The organism is Lederbergia citri (assembly GCF_018343625.1).
GTDB classification, from domain to species: Bacteria; Bacillota; Bacilli; order Bacillales; family Bacillaceae_C; genus Lederbergia; species Lederbergia citri.
Window position 1 is genome coordinate 1,472,881 of the sequence record NZ_JAGYPG010000001.1, and the last position, 17,962, is coordinate 1,490,842.

Genomic DNA, 17,962 nt, shown 5'->3' on the forward strand with positions numbered 1-17,962 from the left:
TCAATCCCTCCTTAAACTAACTTATTTAGTAGACCGGCAAGTTCCTTAACTTGATCTTCAATATCGCCTTCCAAAATTCTTCCAGCACTTTTAGCAGGAGGAAGAAAAATGTCAACAGTCTCCGTTTTGGCTTTCACATCATCTTCATCCAAGTCTAGATCATCCAATTCAAGCGCTTCCAAAGGTTTTTTACGTGCTTTCATAATGCCAGGAAGAGATGGATAACGCGGATCGTTTAAACCTTGCTGTGCTGTAACTAAAAGTGGCAATGATGTCTCGATAATTTCGGAATCACCTTCTACGTCCTTAGTCAATAATACTTTATCTCCCGTAATTTCCAGCTTAGTTATCGTCGTGACGTATGGAATTCCTAATATATGCGCAACTCTTGGACCTATTTGTCCGGAGCCGCCATCAATGGCAACATTTCCTGCAAGAATTAAATCTACTTCTTTATCTTTTAAATATTCTCCGATAATAGTAGAGATGGTAAATTGATCACTATCTTCCACATCATCTTCAATATTGATTAATACAGCTTTATCTGCTCCCATTGCCAATGCTGTTCTAAGCTGTTTTTCTGCTTCTTCTCCGTCCACTGTCATAACTGTCACTTCTCCACCAAGTTCATCGCGGACCCGAATGGCTTCTTCAATCGCATATTCATCGTACGGATTTATTATATATTCTGCCCCGTCATCGCTAATATTTCTGTTTGAAACAAAAATTCTCTCCTCCGTATCAAAGGTTCTTTTCGTGATTACAAAAATATTCATATATCGCCCCTCCTAATATAGGAATCTATTAAAATATATTATTTACCTGTAAAATTAGGCTTTCGCTTTTCGAGAAAGGCATTAATCCCTTCCTTGCCATCTTCAGAATCAAAAACAAAACCGAATTTTTTAGCTTCCTGTCTAACTCCTTCATAAAAATGAGGCGTCTTACTAAATTGGAGCAATTCAATAGCAGCTTTTAGTGCTATGGGACTTTTCGCAGCTATTTTTTGAACCATTTCCTTTGCTTTTTCTAATAGCTGTTCCTCAGGAAATGCTTGATTTGCCAATCCCCATTTAACAGCATCATGGCCTGATAAAGGATCACTAGTAAATAACATCTCGGCTGCTTTAGCTGTTCCGACTAACCGAGGAAGTCTCTGCGTTCCCGCAAACCCTGGTATTAACCCTAACTGTAATTCTGGAAGCCCTAGTTTCGCATTTTCACTTACAAGTCTAATATGGCATGACATCGCAAGCTCAAGACCGCCCCCAAGAGCCGCTCCATGAATAGCAGCAATAATAGGCTTAGGAAAATTTTCAACTTTTTCAAAAACATCTTGCCCATTTTCCGCCAGCCTTGAAAATTCCTCTCCATTATCAATCTCGGTAAATTCTTTTATATCAGCCCCTGCTGAAAAAAATCGCCCTTCACCATGAATTAGTATGGCCCGCACTTCCGTGTCTTGCTCAATCTGATCAAGTAGATTCCCAATTTCCTGAATTAGTTCAAAAGATAAAGCGTTCGCAGGTGGTCGATTAATTGTAATAATCGCCGCATTCCCCTCTTTGATATGAGATAAGTATGCCATTCCCTTAACCTCCTTAACAGTTTTATCTAAGTGCACAGCCACGTAAAAGCAGCTTGTGAACAGCAGGCGCTAATGAAACTAAATCGTACTTTTGTTCATTAATGACCCACGTTGTAACGGTTTCATCAATCGTTCCAAAAATCATTTGTCTAGCAAGCCTAATATCTATATCTTTAAGAAATTCATCACGTTCTTGACCATAATGTAAAATATCGTCCATGACGTGTAAATATTCTTTTAATACTTCATTTATTTTCATTCTTAATTCTTTATTTGATTGCCTTAACTCAAGCTGGGTGACAATCGCTAAATTCCGATCTTTTGAAAGAATTTTAAAATGATTTTCAATCATAACTAATAATTTCTCTGCAGCTGTTTCTTTTTCTGCAATTACTTCCTTCATTTTTTCAACGAAATACCCCATTTTTTCATGGAAAACGGATATTAATATATCCTCTTTATTTTCAAAATAAAGATAGATTGTTCCATCCGCTACTCCAGCCTGTTTCGCTATTTTTGAAACTTGAGCTTGATGGTATCCATTTTCAGCGATAACAATCACTGCCGCATCGATAATTTGTTTGTACTTAGGTTTATTCCTTTTCAATACTTTCACCTGCTCTTAAAGCTCATAGTTGTATACTTAAATCAAAACAGTTGAGCTTTGTTATAAAAATGAATGACCATTCATTCATATCTCAATCATAAAGAGTCCTTAATTTTATGTCAAGTAACACAATAAAAAAAGAGCCACGTCGGCTCATAAATATCCATTTTATTAACCGAGTTTTTCATCATGCTGTAATTTATTTCTTTCTTCATCGACCAAAACACGCCGAAGAATTTTACCAACTGCTGTTTTAGGCAACTCTTTACGAAATTCATATATTCTTGGGACCTTGTAAGCTGCTAAATATTTGCGAGCATAAGCATCAAGTTCTTCTTCCGTTACAGTAGCGCCTTCTTTCAACACAATATATGCCTTTACTGTTTCACCACGATACGCATCTGGGACGCCTGCCACAACCAATTCTTGAATGGCCGGATGTTCATATAGCACTTCCTCAATTTCTCGAGGATAAATATTAAACCCACCAGCGATAATCATGTCTTTTTTCCTATCGACTACATAGAAATAACCTTCTTCATCCATATAACCCATATCGCCTGTTAATAACCATCCATCTTTTAGAGTGGCAGCGGTATCTTCCGGCCTATTCCAATATCCTTTCATAATTTGAGGTCCTTTAACAGCGATTTCACCTATTTCATGAGGTGGAGCATGCTCTCCTGTTTCTGCGGAAATGATTGCGGCCTCGGTGTCAGGCCAAGGAACACCAATACTTCCTTTTACTCTTTTCTGACCATAAATAAAATTCGCATGTGTTACAGGTGAGGACTCCGTTAATCCATATCCTTCAACTAGTTTACCACCTGTCAGTTCCTCAAACTTTTGCTGAACTTCAACTGGAAGTGGAGCAGATCCACTTAAACAAGCTTCAATAGAAGAAAGATCATATTTGCTCAAATCGGGATGGTTTAAAATTCCAATATAAATCGTTGGGGCACCAGGAAAAATGGTTGGTCGTTGTTTATGAATGGTCTTTAATGTTGTTTCCACATTAAACTTTGGCAGCAGTATCATTTTATATCCTTGCATGACTGCTATTATTAAAACTGTGGTCATTCCATATACATGGAAAAACGGTAGTAAGCCAAGAATTGTTTCTTCACCTTTTTTTGCCTCATGAAGCCACGCACCACAGGCAGTAGCATTGGCAATTAGATTTTTATGAGTAAGCATAACGCCTTTCGGGTAGCCAGTTGTACCACCAGTGTATTGAAGTATGGCTAAATCATTGTCAAAATCGAATTCATATTCATTCATGATTGCTTTTGATTCAACCATAATATTTTTGAAAAGATGTTGATTGCCTTCATGTTGTACGTTAACAACAATCCCAGTATCTCTTTTTTGTATAAAAGGATAGATGATGTTTTTTGGAAATGGCAAGTAATCCTTGATAGCGGTTACAATAATATGTTCCAGTTTTGTATTTTTCATCACTTTTGTAATACGAGGATATAAAATATCTAGCGCTATAATAGCCTTTGCTCTTGAATCCTTCATTTGGTACTCTAGCTCTCTTTCTGTGTATAGAGGATTCGTTTGTACGACAACTCCTCCAGCATACAGAATTCCATAGTAACTAATGACAGCTTGTGGGCAATTAGGAAGCATAATAGCAACCCGATCACCTTTTTCTATGCCGATACCACGAAGATAATTAGACAGCTTTAAAGCACAGTCATAAATTTCCTTGAAAGTCATTTCTTTCCCCATAAAATGGACTGCTGCTTTATCGGGGTAGTCTTTTGCTGCTTCTGATAAATAAGATTGGACAGTTTTGGGTTCATATTCTAACGTTGTCGGTATTGAGTCTGGATACAATTTCAGCCAAGGTTTCCTTTCCACACAATCCCCCCTCGTTTTAAATGAACAATTTGAAAATTAGAACTTCTCTCCTATATTATATGATAAGAGTTTATTTCATTCAATTATACATCATCAAAGAAATCTAATTCACTTTTACTCTTTAATAAAGGATAATGCTAGTAAGGTGAAAATATGAAGATAAGGTGATTAAAATGAAAATAGGGATGATTGGGATTGGGGATATAGCTAAAAAGGCTTATTTACCCGTACTAACACAAACAAAAGGTATTGAACTGCATATTTGCACAAGAAATGAAGAGACTCTTTTAGACATAGCTGCAAAATACCAGATTAAGCATACTTATCGTAATTTGGATGAACTGATAGCAAGTGGCATCCAGGCTGCATTTGTCCACTCTGCAACTAATTCCCACGAGGAAATAATTGATAAGCTATTGGATCTTGGAATCCATGTGTATATCGATAAACCGATAACATATTTTGGAGATTCATCCAAAAGACTGATTGAAAAAGCTAAGGAAAAAGGGCTTGTCCTAATGGTTGGCTTTAATCGTAGATACGCACCACCGTACAAAGAACTAAAAGAAATCACTAAGCCTAATATGATTGTGATGCAAAAAAATCGGAGTCATCACCCCGCAGATATACGGACTTTTATTTTTGATGATTTTATTCATGTTATCGACACACTGCTCTATTTATATCCATATTCATACGAGGAAGTAATAATACGTGGAAAGAAGAAAAATGGGGAACTTCATCATGTTACATTGCAAATTGAATCGAGTGAAGGAACAGCCATTGGCATAATGAATCGGGATTCAGGCACTACAGAAGAAATTGTCGAAGTAATGAGCTCAGAAGAAACACGAAAAGTTTTCAATGTAAGTGAAGTTACGTCACACAAGGATAAAAAAATTCTACATTATGGAAGTGACGACTGGCAGCCGACTCTTGAAAAAAGAGGCTTTCATCACATAGTTGCTCAATTTCTAGAAATAATTCAAAAAGACACTCAACTATACAATGGCTATGATAAAGATTTGAATACACATTTACTTGCTGAGAAAATTGTTCAATATGTAATGAAATGATAAAAGAAGAGGAAAGATCCTCTTCTTTTATGCATTTATTAAATAAATGATTCCAATGAGAAGAAAAATGCCGCATAATACAAGCATTACTTTTGCCAGTTTTTCCACTACATTCTACTCCTTATCTAGCTTCAGCAACTATAGACTTATTCACTTTTTGTCATTTTCGTAAGATGGCCAAGCTCATTCTACTTATGAAGGCACCTATCACTTCTCCAGCTTTGCGTGTTTCAGTCGAAGGTTAAAAAGAAACGTCTCTATACCATAGTTGATGGACTTACATCCTGTCGGGCCTGTCATCGATAATAGGTGCTTTCACTTTTTTTACGGAATGCCCGCGCCTATAACATAGGAAAGTCCGACTGATATCACGAGCGAAATAAAACCTACTGCACGATTATCCTTTTCTATTTCTTCGTCAATCTTAAATTTTGGGGTTAAAAATTCAAAAATAAAATATCCTGTGAGCAGTAGAAAAAAGCCAAATATTCCCCAACCAATCATGACAAAAAGGGTGTCATGATTCAAAATTGAATGCCTAAACACATTAGCAATTCCAAAAATTTTTCCTCCCGTCGCCATTGCAACAGAAATATTTCCTTTTTTGATTTCTTCCCAGTTATTGTATTTCGTAACTACCTCAAAAATAAATAAAAATAAAACAATACATAGGACTGTTACACTATAATAGCCTGCTGTCTGAATAAATGCATTTTCCCAAAAAGAGTCCATCCCTTATCCCCCTTCGTTCAAAGCAAAAGAACATAATCTTTTTTTATTCTATACTACTTAATTCAGGTGGTTCAGCTTTTCTTTTGAGAGGTAAATATTAGCATCATTTGAACTCTACTACAGTTACACCACTTCCACCTTCACCCGCTTCTCCTAATCTTATACGTTTGACGGAGCGATGATGTTTCAAAAATTCTGTAACTCCCGTCCGAAGTGCACCAGTTCCTTTTCCATGAATGATGGAAACACGTGGATAGTTCGCTAATAAAGCATCATCAATATACTTTTCAACTTTTAATAGTGCATCTTCATAGCGTTCTCCACGCAAGTCTAATTCTAATTTCACATGGTAGTCTCTGCCCTTTATTGTTGCGAGTGGTTTCGTCTCTTTTTTCTCTTCTGCCTTAATGAAAACTAAATTTTTCTCGCGTACCTTCATTTTCATTATTCCAATTTGGACTTGCCATTCGTCTGCCCCAATTTTCTCAACAAGATGTCCCTTTTGACCAAAGGTTGTTACAGTTACTTCATCTCCCGGCTGAAACTCACGCTTTTGCTTTTTCTCTTTTGATGGATCGACACCTTTATCGAGTTTCGGCAAAGCTTCGTCTAGCTTTCGCCTTGCTTCAATTAACTCATGTTCTTTGACAAGGGTTCCGCCTTCAAGTCTCATTTGACGCAGCTCAGCCATTACTTCTTCCGCTTCTGCCTTTGCTTTTTCAATGACTTTCGCAGCTTTTGCCTCAGCATCGTCATACATTTTTTGTTTACGCTCATAAAATTCGATCATTTGTTTTTGAATATCCTGAAGAAGTTTTTCCGAATTTATTAAGTAGTCATGTGCCTCTTTATATTCCTGTTCCGCTTCTCTTCTACTTTTTTCGAGAGATGCAATCATATTTTCTACTTCGTTACTTTCTGTATCAATCATTGAACGCGCAGAGGAAATAACAGTTTCTGAAAGTCCAAGCCTTTTTGAAATCTCAAAGGCATTACTTCTCCCCGGAATCCCAATCAATAATTTATAAGTTGGGCGTAACGTCTCTACATCAAATTCCACACTTGCGTTTATAACTCCAGGCCGATTGTAACCATATGCTTTAAGTTCCGGATAATGAGTGGTTGCAACGACATGAGCTCCTCTTTGATACACCTCATCTAAAATGGAAATAGCAAGGGCAGCACCTTCCTGTGGATCCGTTCCGGCACCAAGCTCATCGAAAAGTACAAGACTTTCATGGTCCACTTTCTTTAAAATATCGACTATATTAACCATATGAGAAGAGAATGTACTTAAAGATTGCTCAATTGATTGTTCGTCACCGATATCAGCAAAAACTTCTTTAAATACAGCAATTTCAGATCCTTCGGCGGCAGGTATTTGCAACCCTGCCTGTCCCATTATTGTCAAAAGACCAACTGTTTTTAAGGTAATGGTTTTTCCACCCGTATTCGGTCCAGTGATAACCATAGTTGTATATTCTTCACCAAGAGTGATATCATTGGCAATCGCTTCATCAATAGGTAAGAGAGGATGACGCGCTTTTAACAAACGGACGATACCCTCATCGTTTATTTTTGGCTTTGTCGCATTCATTTCTTTTCCAAAACGAGCTTTTGCAAATATAAAATCAAGCTCTGTCAATACTCCTACTAGATGATTCAAATCTGCAGCTGATTCGGCTACATTAGCAGAAAGTTCTGCTAGAATCCTGTCAATTTCCTGCTTTTCCTTTAATTGCAGTTCCCTTAAAGCATTATTCAAATCAACAATCGCTTGCGGCTCAATAAAAAGCGTTTGACCTGAGGAAGATTGGTCATGAACAATTCCACCATAATGTGCACGATATTCTTGTTTAACTGGAATGACGTAACGTTCATTTCTTATCGTGATGATGGCATCGGAAAGCATTTTTTGGGCGTTTCGATTTCGGATTAAGCCTTCTAGCTTTTCTCTAATTTTTCCTTCACTTCTTCTTGCCTGTTGCCTAATACTCCTGAGAGCTTCGCTAGCAGAATCTAGAATCTCTCCGCTCTCATCAATGGCATTTTTAATTTGTTTTTCCAGGTCCATTAAAACAACAATTTGACTTGCTTTGTCTTCGAGTATGGGAATATCCACTTCATTTTCCAACAATCCTTCAATAAAGCGCTTCATGGAACGCCCAGCATAAATTGTGCTTGCCGTCTGCATAAGCTCCACAGAATTCAAGATCCCGCCAATTTCTGCTCTTTTCACATGAGGCTTAATATTATGAATTCCACTTAGCGGAGCATGTCCCTTTAATCTGAGCACATGAGCGGCCTCATCTGTTTCATTTTGCATCTCCTTTACTTCATCCAAGGAAGAAGAAGGCACTAGGTTTTGAATTTTTTCTACACCTAATACAGAAGAAGCGAATTCCTCTAACTGAGCGAGGATTTTATTAAATTCAAGGGTTTTTAATATTTTCATATGCATTGTTAAAAACTCCGTCCCTAATCATTTCTCTTCAAAAATTGCAGTAATTCGTCCCGTTCCATCGCATTGATGACTGATGTTTTTTTCACCCAACCTCTTTTAGCGGCAGAAACACCGATTTTCATAAAGTCTAGACTACGAATATTGTGCGCATCTGTATTAATAGCTACTATTACACCAGCATCCATTGCTTTTACCAAATACTCAGTACTTAAATCAAGCCTTTCCGGATTTGCATTTAATTCGAGCGCCGTGTTCGTCTCTTTCGCAAGCTTAATTAATAAATCGATATCTACATCATATCCGTCGCGTCTCCCGATTAAGCGTCCCGTTGGATGGGCAATCATATCAACGTGGGGATTTATTAAAGCATTGTAAAGTCGTTCCATAATTTTTTCTCTCGGTTGCGAGAAGCTGGAATGAATAGATGCAATGACAAAATCAAGTTCTGCTAAGATGTCATCAGAGTAATTTAAGCTTCCATCCGGCAGGATATCCATTTCGATTCCAGATAAAATTAATATATCATCGTATTTTTCCTTTAGTGCTCGAATCTCTTCATTTTGCTGCTTTATACGTTCAACCGATAGACCATTCGCAACCCGCAAAAATTCCGAATGATCGGTAATTGCCATATATTTATAGCCTTTTTCTCTGCATGCTTCTACCATTTCTTCCAAGGAATAAGCTCCATCAGACCATGTCGTATGCATATGAAGATCACCTTTAATGTCCTCCAATGTGATTAAACCAGTAGTAGCTGTGTAGAGATCAATTTCTTTTCCATCTTCTCTTATTTCAGGTGGAATAAATGGCAAATCGAAGTGGTGAAAAAAGTCTTGTTCACTATTGAATGTCAGCACTTCTCCAGTTTCTATATTTTCCACACCATACTCACTTATTTTTTCTCCTCTTTCCTTTGCAAGCTGACGCATCCTGACATTATGATCTTTTGAACCCGTAAAATGATGTAAAGCTGTCGCAAATTCATTAGGAGCTACTAATCTAAAATCAACCGAAACTTCGTACCTTCCGTCCATGACAATTGTTATTTTCGTTTCCCCACTTGAAGTCGCTTCCTTTAAACCATCAATCGAAAGAAGTTTTTCTTTTACAGCTGATGGTGATTTTGTTGCAATAATAAAATCAAGATCTTTTATCGTTTCTTTCGTCCGCCGTAAACTTCCTGCTCTGGAAAAAGCAGTTATTTCTTTAATTTCATTTAAATATGATTCAATATGATTTGCTACTGGCAGCATATATGCAATGGGAAGGCGTGTTGGTTGAGAACCGAATTGAGCAATGGAAGAAAGAATTTTTTCTTGTGTTTTTTTCCCAAATCCTTTTAAGCCTGCCACACGATTATTTTCACAAGCTTCTTTTAAAGACTCGACATCTTCCACACCAAGCTCTTGATACAGCCTAGAGATTTTCTTGCCGCCAAGACCAGGTAGCTGCAATAATGGGATTAACCCTTTCGGCACTTCTTCCTTTAATTCCTCCAATACGGAGGAGGTTCCTTCTTTTACATATTCCTCAATGACAGCTCCTGTCCCTTTTCCTATTCCAGGAATATCTGTAAACACAGTGATTTCCGTTAGACTGCGATCATCTGTTTCCAATGCACCAGCGGCCTTTCGGAAAGCCGCAATTTTAAATGGATTTTCCCCTTTTAGTTCCATATATATCGCAATTTGTTCAAGTAAACGTATGATGTCCTTTTTATTTATTTTCATATTTTTCACCAGCCGTTCATTATTTCTCCCTGAACATATATTAACAAAAGAGGCCGCCCTATGAAAGTTTGCGGGTTCCTTTTTGGAATTCCGCTTTTCGTAGGGACGGCCACTTATTGTTGAATATAATCGAGCCACCATTTATTAACTACTTCCGAAAAATAAGGTGTATTTTTTAATATTATTTCAGATATTGTTGAGTCGGATAGTGCCGTTTGAATTGAAGCAATCGGTACAAGTGCCGCAATGTATAAAAGAATAAAAAGTAATAAATACATTTCAATTACGCCAAGAATACCTCCAGCCCAAATATTAATCACCTTAATAACCGGAAGGCTTGCAACGATATCAAGTGCAGAACCAATGATACCAAGTACTATTCTTACAGCAAAGAAAATAATCGCAAAGGCAATCACTCGGTAAAACGCAACATCGAAACTTATTCCATCCAGTACCATTTTAAAAGTAGCATTACTGCTTAAATCAGGGTAAGGGATCCAAAGCTTAAGCAATGGTGCAAGATCATCATAATAAGTGTAAGCAATAATCAAGGAAACAACGAATCCTATCATGTGAATAAGTTGTAAAATAAAGCCTCTTCTCAATCCAATTAGAAAGCCAAAAACAAGTAAGCCTAATAAAATAAGGTCAAGCATAAAAAGTTCAGTCCTTTAATTGTTTAAATTCTTCAACAAGTTTATCATATTTTTCTTGTAGTTTAATATATTCATGGATAGTATTAACGGCTGTCAACACAGCAAGAGAACTAGTATTAAGATTAGGGTTCACCGAATGTATTTCTCTCATTTTTGTATCGACAAGCGATGCCACTTGCTGCATATGCTCTGTCGTTTCAGTTCCGGAAATGGTATACTGTTCTCCATAAATCATGACCATGGTCCGAATCTTTTCATTTTCCGTCAAACCAATAGCCTCCAATCGCTAGAATCCTATTCCATATCATATCACGAATGAAAATAGATGGGAATATCTTGTCTAAATGTGTGGTACAAATGATAGAGGATTTTAAAGAAAGATAAGTGAATTTCTATATGATATATAGTCTATGTTGAGTATGAGAACCCACTTTCATTAATGGTAGCACTGCCCGAAAGCTAGCGCATGCAATAAAACTCAACTTACAAAGTAATAATATTTTTTATTTGAACAGAAAGGAAGTGTTCATTTGGCTAATATCGTCATTCAATTACCCCTATCACATATTGAAAAAATGGACTCATATTATAAAGATTATAAAACTGGCAAGACACCTCCCGGGGCTATTTTTATTGCGAAAAAAAATGGCTGTACCATTACTGCCTATCGTTCTGGAAAAGTAATGTTCCAGGGAGCTGGGAATGAAGCAGAAGCACAAAATTGGAGTCAATCTGGTGAAAAAATTGAAAAACCTATTTCTAGAAAGACATCAGGATCCCCGCTTCCACCTAACATTTCCTCCATGTCTGCAATCGGATCAGATGAAGTAGGAAAAGGCGATTATTTCGGACCGATGACGGTTGTGGCAGCATATGTAAAAAACGATCAGATGTTACTATTAAAGGAGCTTGGAGTAAAAGATTCAAAGAATTTAACGGATTCGCAAATCATTACAATCGCCAAAGATTTAATTACGTTTCTGCCATACAGTTTATTAAAATTGCCAAATGAAAAATATAACCAATTACAAGCATCAGGAATGACCCAAGGTAAAATTACAGCTATTTTACATAACCAAGCTTTAAACCATTTACTGACAAAAATCGAACCCGAAAAACCTGAAGCAATCCTTATTGATCAGTTTGCAGAAGCATCTATATATTTTCGCCATCTTCAAGGGCAGAAAAAAATCTTGCAGGAGAATGTTTACTTTAGTACAAAAGCGGAAAGTATTCACCTTTCGGTCGCTGCCGCTTCGATTTTAGCAAGATATGCTTTTTTAAAAGCCTTTGACGATTTAAGTGAAAAAGCGGGTTTTCCATTAACAAAAGGTGCTGGGCCTAAAGTCGATCAAGACGCTGCTAGATTAATCAAGGCAAAAGGAATATCTGCATTACATCAATTTACAAAATTACACTTTGCAAACACAAACAAAGCGAAAAAAATAGCTGGATTAAAATAAGGTTGGGCCAAAATACGCCCAACCTTATTTTAAATCTATTTTAATAAGACGATCATCATTTTCTGCTGGGGTTCCCCTGCCATCAGTATTGTTTGTTATAAAATACAAGAAGTCTCCATCAATCAACACATCTCGTATCCGACCGTATCCTTCGATCAATTCACTTGCATCAATTTTTTTAAAATCATAGACCCTTACTGCCTCTCCCCTTAAAGAAGCAATATATAATTTTCCTTTATGATACACCGTTCCACTCGGCGCCCATGTGTCCCTATTTGTATGAAAAATCGGAGATTCCATACCAGGTTTTTGTTCGTCCCCTTGAATATCGGGCCAACCGTAATTTTTCCCTGGACTTATCATGTTGATTTCATCATAAGCACTCTGACCATGCTCCGTTTCATAAAATTGATCATTTTCTGTCCATGCAAGTCCTTGAGGATTTCGATGCCCATAGGAATAAATTGGAGAGTCTTTAATCGGATTATCTTTAGGAATTGATCCATCAAATTCTAATCGCATTATTTTCCCAGATAGGCTATATGTATTTTGTGCCGACTCAGGAACTGCTGCATCACCGGCAGTTACGTAAATCTTGTTATCAGGACCTATTTTAATTCTTCCGCCATTATGAATTTGTGCCCCAGGTATTTTTTCTAAAAGTACTTCTGTTTCTCGCCAAGCATTACTATCTTTAACGATTCGGATGACACGATTTAAAATCTTCCCATCTTCTTCGTATGTATGATACGCAAATGCTTCTAAATCGGTATTAGGGATGAGCTCTAAGCCTAAAAATCCCCCTTCTCCCCCAGCGTAAAGGTGTTTTCGCAGAATAACAGGAAGTTGCTTCTTCTCACCTGTATGTTCATCGATAGAGGTAATGGTCCCATGCCTTTCACTTATATAAAATAGGTTATCTTTCTTAGTTATGGACCATGGTATTTCTAAGTGGTTAGCAAGCTCTATTTCTGTTTTATTTCCAAATGCAGGCTGTTCTTCTTTCTTAGGGAGTGTTTTCTTGTCATTTTTATTTTCCGAACATGCAGAAAGCAATATAACCACCATCAACATCCACAAACTACGGCTGAAAATTAACTTTCCCCAAGATTTCATGGCTTCCACTCACGTCCTCCAAGTTTAGTAAAATTTCACCTAATTCTTTATCATACAGATCAAGTTCATATATATCCCATAAAAATATGTATAGCTCTTCGATAGCTTCCAATTGATTTTTTGTGAGGGTGATATCACTTTTAGTAGATGTTTTTAACTCTTGGAGTGAAGAAAGGATATTTTCTAAAACAACGTCAGTTTTCTTTATTTCCTCTTCTTTTATAAAATGAAAATTAATCCCCATCGTTTGTAATTCTAAATAACTTGAATAAACTCGGTCTATCCCGCCTATTAAATAATCAAGTTGTTTCTCTGTAACCGTATTGTTTTCCCTTATCGTATTAATAGGAACTTTTTTATATAAATCTTGTATTCCCATTCGCATTCCATTAATATAACCTGTAACTTTATCAGGATTATATTGTTGGGATGATTGTTTCCCATAAACAGTCATAACTGCAACTATAGCAAAAAATAAGAATAAATATATTAGCAAACGTCTTTTCTTCATGTCTTCCGTCCTCTTATCATTATTATATTAATGATTGTATAGAATTTAGATCTCTTTGTTAAGTGCCATGAACAAAAGTGAACGTTTTTCTTTAAGGACATACCGGGTAAGTATTGACCTCCTTTAAAGCTTCATCCATCAATTTTTGGATTAGCGTAATAAAAGGCTCCTCTATAGAATTGAAAGAGCAGAAAATTAGTGAGGTTAAATGAATCATGCAATGCTAATATTTTTTTGTATAGTTATAGATCAAAGATTTAAAGGATAAGAGATACTTTAGAAAAGGGAATAACTTTGGAGGTGATTTTCCCTTGTTACTTGGATCCGATCTCCTATTTGCGAGATAAATACAATAAGGAATGAGCCGTTTCGCAACCTCAAATTCTCTGTGCTTAGAGCCTGGTCTCCAATTCACTTCAAAAATCCACAGTTTGCGATCTTTGTCAATACCTACATCTATTCCTAGCTCGTCAAACCGATGATCATATAGTGTATCAAAATGAGTTGAAAACGCTAGGGCAAACTGTTCTAGCAGCTCTTTTATTTCGAGATGTTCGTTACCAAATTCTTCAATTAAAAATGGTACAAGTTCTCCGCGATACCCCCCCCTATTAATGTTACTTATCATTTTTGAATTCCCGCTTATTCGTGGGTAAATCAAGTTTATTTCCCACTCCCCGTTTCCAATTTTTTGAACATGCAGCCGGAAGTCATACGTTAATCCCGCTCTCGTTTTACATTCAATAAATGGTTGCAGTAAATATTTTCTCTCGCGAATAAGACGATTAATAAACACAGTTAATAGCTTTTCTTTGTAGATTTTTTTTACAGTGCCATCAGTCAATTGGTAAGAATCATCGGAGATTTTCTCAATGAACATGACACCGTTTCCGTGATTGCCAGAAAGGGGTTTTATTACTAGCTTTTGATATTCTTGAAAAAAGGGCAAGACATCTTGGCCTCTATTTATTTGAGTAGAAGGAATTAAATACTCGGCGAATTTTTCCCCATTTAGAATCTTATTATATACATACAGTTTATTTCCGACAGGATAGCTTGTAAAAATGGCTATATCTTTTAATTTATTTTTAATAGCTGATTGCCTTTTCGTCCTTGGAGAACTAATGTTAATAATCACTTCCGGAAACTCTATTTCTTTCTGTACCCACTTCCCGCTATCATGGACCCATCCATTAATTTTTCTTTGTTCAAAATCTACACATCCATAGGAAAAATAAGAAAAGTCGACTTCTTCCATTTTTGATACAGCTGCAAAAGCATACGCCTTTTTGACTTCCTCGGGGTTTTTTCGATAGTGGAGCATTCCGATTGAAACCATTAAACCACATCCTTAGGGTTCAAAAAAAATTTTTATCTCCTTCGCGACAGAGGAAATAATTAGCTTAAACGATACTTTTCAACAACCTTGCGATAGGAGGGATCCATTTTTCCAAGTGAAAATTTAAAAAGAATAATCATGTCCTCGTTACTGATCCCGTCTAAAATTGATTCTAATTCATTCGCATCATTTACGAAAAATACATTTGATGGATTCAAGCCCAATGTAATTCCCCTTTCTCCTGTTAAGGCGGCCGAAGAACCAACGGCTATTAAATAATCGACTCCACCATAATTCATGATCGTTTGTCCCATTTTTTCGTGTTGTTCTTTTAATCGATTTCCAAGCCTCTGCATTTTCCCTAAAACGAGGACCTCTTTTTTTCCTTTTGAAATATTTTTTAATACTTCAATTGCTGATTTTACAGAGCTAGGGTTACAGCTCCAAGTGTCATCAATAATTGTGCTACCATTAAAGCCATTATAGGTCTTTACATGCCGTTCCATTCCTTTAAAATCTCGCAATCTGTTGATTCCTATTTCAATAGGTATGCCAATGATTTGTGCTGCTGCGATTGCCGAGAGACTGTTATAAACGTTGTGTTCACCGTATCCTGGAATAAAAACCTCATACATTTCATTTGAGAAATGTAAACGATATTGCATTCCATGAGCTCCATATTTTACATTGGACGCGCGGAAATCTGAATGGTCATTTATTCCGAATGATAGCACCTTTCCTTTGAACGATTCCAATGATAATTTCTTGATGTTTTCATCATCTCCATTTATTACAAGAGTTCCATTATTTGATAAAACTTCTAACATTTCACCTTTTGCTTTCACATATTTCTCTAAAGTCCCGCATCCTTCCAAATGAGCTTCTCCTATATTTGTAATAACACCAATTGTTGGTTTAAAGTATCTACCGCTTATTCGAATGTTTCCAGGGTAAGCAACCCCCATCTCAAATACTGCAATTTCTGTATTTTTATCCATCCCCAATAAATATTGTAAATTTAAATGTAAACCATTTTGGCTAGAGTAGGTACCATGGACTCGATAATCCTTTTTCAAAATATGTTTGATCATTTCTTTTGTCGTTGTCTTTCCACAAGTTCCTGTAACTCCGATAACAGGGATCGTAAAAAGTCCCCGATAATAATCGATAAAATCCAAGAATGCATTCTTGCTATTCTCCACTAAAACGAGGCAAGAAGAAGAATCTAAATATCTTTCCATACGATTATCTTCCGTCACAATCACATAATGGCTTTTTCCAATGAGTAAGCTTGGGTCGATAAGCTTTTTACTCAAATGGAAATACAATGAATGATCCTTTAAGTTTCTTAATTGTCTACAAACATTATGAATTTCTAAATTATTGTCACCATGAGTCAAGTGACCATTAATAGCTGTTAAAACCTCGGATACTCTAAGTACCTTCATAAAACTTACCCCTATTCGATCTTGGAATTTAATAGATATGACGCATAACTCATCGGTGTGGCATAAGTAGCTTTCCAAACATCATGCATGTTCGCTCTTCCAAAAGTAATTCGCAAATCCCTTCCATTACATTCGATAAACATTGGAAATCCTTTTTGTGTAATGCCAATATCAAAACCTACATCTGCAAGATTAGGGAACTGCTCAGCTAATACTCTTACTGCTTTAATGGAAAAATCCTCAATATTTTTATAAACTTCGTCATAGTTAAGTTCCTTTGAATCCATTAATAACTCCTCAAGTGGCTTACAATCCCCTCCTTTGGCAACATTCGTAACAAATCCACCAGATTTCGCTACCTTTCCAACAATTCCTGTTACTTGCCATTCACCAAAACCATTCTTTTGAACTGAAACGCGCATGTCAAAGGGACTCCCGCCGTAAGTAGCTAATGGAATGCGCTGCTGAATAATGTAATAGCTGTTGGAAATCTTCCTATTTAATATATCCGGCCATTCATTTGTAAATGGGATTTGAATACTTGGTTCACCCTTTTTCCCGTTGAAGGAAACTTCCCATTTTGGTTGATCTTTTATTCGTTCTACCTTGATAATCCCACTACCAAGACTTCCACTATTAGGTTTAATAATGAGTTGATCATGCTTTTCGAGCATCTTCTGAAAATTTCCCTTGCTGGCTTTGACTGTTTCAGGCAAGTGAGGCCGCAAGTCTTCATTTTGCATTAATGTTTCATAAACTTTCATCTTTCCATAGCGATTCCTTTCATTAAAAACGATTACTCCAGCTTCTTGAAGACTTTTAATTTTTTCTTTTGCCCCCTTTGTAAAAAAAAGACCTCGATTATGAATGACCGATGGTATTGGAATTTCTCTTTTTACATAATTTCCGTTTGTTTCTTTTACAAATGCTATGATTTGTTTAGTTTTCAAATTGATGTCACGTAACCTAAAAAAACATGGAACCAAACCATATTGTTCACATGCTTCTTCATAAAATGAAATCCGTTCAAAATATGAACGCCCATACTTAATCCCACTAAATATCAATCCATCTACTAAGATTCCAATATTTGAATTACCCATTTCAAAACCTCCAGTTCGATAAAAGCAAGTGAAACTTTAATCAGTGGGGGGAACTGACGTTCAGGACGTACTAGTTTAGACTAAACATTGGGATAAGGAAAGCTTCGGTAGCAAGGTCTTGCACGAAGGAAAATATTTTCTTTTTTGAGGATATGGCGTTCTTAGCTGCCTTACTCCCCACATAAGTTTCTTCGATTCCTTGAACCTTCGTATGGTCCCCGTTAATCTGTGATAAATAAGCTCGTTCCTTATTCTAT

Annotated in this window: 16 protein-coding genes; 2 read left to right on the forward strand and 14 right to left on the reverse strand. The window is 36.6% G+C overall.

Annotation, left to right across the window (positions count from 1 at the left end):
* Positions 1-11: 11 nt before the first annotated feature.
* From KHA97_RS07450 to KHA97_RS07465, 4 genes are all read right to left on the reverse strand, one after another.
* A complete protein-coding gene (locus KHA97_RS07450) occupies positions 12-776 on the reverse strand; it encodes an electron transfer flavoprotein subunit beta/FixA family protein (RefSeq protein ID WP_213124054.1) in 765 nt (254 codons plus the stop codon).
* A gap of 38 nt (positions 777-814) precedes the next feature.
* Positions 815-1,588 carry an enoyl-CoA hydratase gene (locus KHA97_RS07455; RefSeq protein WP_213124055.1) on the reverse strand — a complete coding sequence of 258 codons (774 nt, stop codon included), beginning with the start codon at positions 1,586-1,588 and terminating at the stop codon, positions 815-817.
* A 22-nt stretch (positions 1,589-1,610) separates the two neighbouring features.
* Positions 1,611-2,195: a TetR/AcrR family transcriptional regulator gene (locus KHA97_RS07460; RefSeq protein ID WP_213124056.1), complete on the reverse strand. Its 585-nt coding sequence runs from the start codon at positions 2,193-2,195 to the stop codon at positions 1,611-1,613.
* 171 nt (positions 2,196-2,366) lie between these two features.
* Positions 2,367-4,064, reverse strand: coding sequence for an AMP-binding protein (locus tag KHA97_RS07465; protein WP_213124057.1), 1,698 nt, complete (start codon positions 4,062-4,064; stop codon positions 2,367-2,369).
* A 173-nt stretch (positions 4,065-4,237) separates the two neighbouring features.
* Here KHA97_RS07465 and KHA97_RS07470 point away from each other — a divergent pair, with 173 nt between their 5' ends.
* Positions 4,238-5,140, forward strand: a complete 903-nt coding sequence (locus tag KHA97_RS07470) for a Gfo/Idh/MocA family protein (protein ID WP_213124058.1) — start codon at positions 4,238-4,240, stop codon at positions 5,138-5,140.
* Between the two features lie 324 nt (positions 5,141-5,464).
* Here KHA97_RS07470 and KHA97_RS07475 read toward each other — a convergent pair whose 3' ends face one another.
* The 5 genes from KHA97_RS07475 to zapA form a co-directional block, all read right to left on the reverse strand.
* Positions 5,465-5,872, reverse strand: coding sequence for a DUF350 domain-containing protein (locus tag KHA97_RS07475; RefSeq protein WP_213124059.1), 408 nt, complete (start codon positions 5,870-5,872; stop codon positions 5,465-5,467).
* Between the two features lie 103 nt (positions 5,873-5,975).
* Positions 5,976-8,333 carry an endonuclease MutS2 gene (locus tag KHA97_RS07480; protein WP_213124060.1) on the reverse strand — a complete coding sequence of 786 codons (2,358 nt, stop codon included), beginning with the start codon at positions 8,331-8,333 and terminating at the stop codon, positions 5,976-5,978.
* 17 nt (positions 8,334-8,350) lie between these two features.
* Complete coding sequence (polX, locus tag KHA97_RS07485) at positions 8,351-10,069, reverse strand: DNA polymerase/3'-5' exonuclease PolX (RefSeq protein WP_213124061.1); 1,719 nt, start codon at positions 10,067-10,069, stop codon at positions 8,351-8,353.
* 113 nt (positions 10,070-10,182) lie between these two features.
* Entirely contained in the window at positions 10,183-10,725 is a 543-nt protein-coding gene (locus KHA97_RS07490) for a CvpA family protein (RefSeq protein ID WP_213124062.1), read from the reverse strand.
* Between the two features lie 7 nt (positions 10,726-10,732).
* Positions 10,733-10,993, reverse strand: coding sequence for a cell division protein ZapA (zapA, locus tag KHA97_RS07495; RefSeq protein WP_213124063.1), 261 nt, complete (start codon positions 10,991-10,993; stop codon positions 10,733-10,735).
* A 262-nt stretch (positions 10,994-11,255) separates the two neighbouring features.
* On the opposite strand from zapA, the gene rnhC reads away from it, so the two are divergent.
* The gene (gene rnhC, locus KHA97_RS07500; protein ID WP_213124064.1) at positions 11,256-12,188 is read left to right on the forward strand and encodes a ribonuclease HIII; all 933 of its coding nucleotides are present in this window, start codon (positions 11,256-11,258) and stop codon (positions 12,186-12,188) included.
* A gap of 24 nt (positions 12,189-12,212) precedes the next feature.
* On the opposite strand, the gene KHA97_RS07505 is transcribed toward rnhC, so the two are convergent.
* The 5 genes from KHA97_RS07505 to KHA97_RS07525 all read right to left on the reverse strand — a co-directional run bounded on the left by KHA97_RS07505 (position 12,213) and on the right by KHA97_RS07525 (position 17,705).
* Entirely contained in the window at positions 12,213-13,304 is a 1,092-nt protein-coding gene (locus KHA97_RS07505; protein ID WP_213124349.1) for a PQQ-dependent sugar dehydrogenase, read from the reverse strand.
* Positions 13,270-13,815, reverse strand: a complete 546-nt coding sequence (locus tag KHA97_RS07510; protein WP_213124065.1) for a hypothetical protein — start codon at positions 13,813-13,815, stop codon at positions 13,270-13,272. The genes KHA97_RS07505 and KHA97_RS07510 overlap by 35 nt, the downstream gene beginning before the upstream one ends.
* 223 nt (positions 13,816-14,038) lie before the next feature.
* Positions 14,039-15,154, reverse strand: coding sequence for a YheC/YheD family protein (locus KHA97_RS07515; protein WP_213124066.1), 1,116 nt, complete (start codon positions 15,152-15,154; stop codon positions 14,039-14,041).
* A gap of 59 nt (positions 15,155-15,213) precedes the next feature.
* Complete coding sequence (locus KHA97_RS07520) at positions 15,214-16,602, reverse strand: Mur ligase family protein (protein WP_213124067.1); 1,389 nt, start codon at positions 16,600-16,602, stop codon at positions 15,214-15,216.
* An 11-nt stretch (positions 16,603-16,613) separates the two neighbouring features.
* Positions 16,614-17,705 (reverse strand): YheC/YheD family endospore coat-associated protein, encoded by a 1,092-nt coding sequence (locus KHA97_RS07525; RefSeq protein ID WP_213124068.1) that lies wholly within the window; start codon positions 17,703-17,705, stop codon positions 16,614-16,616.
* Between the last annotated feature and the right edge of the window lie 257 nt (positions 17,706-17,962).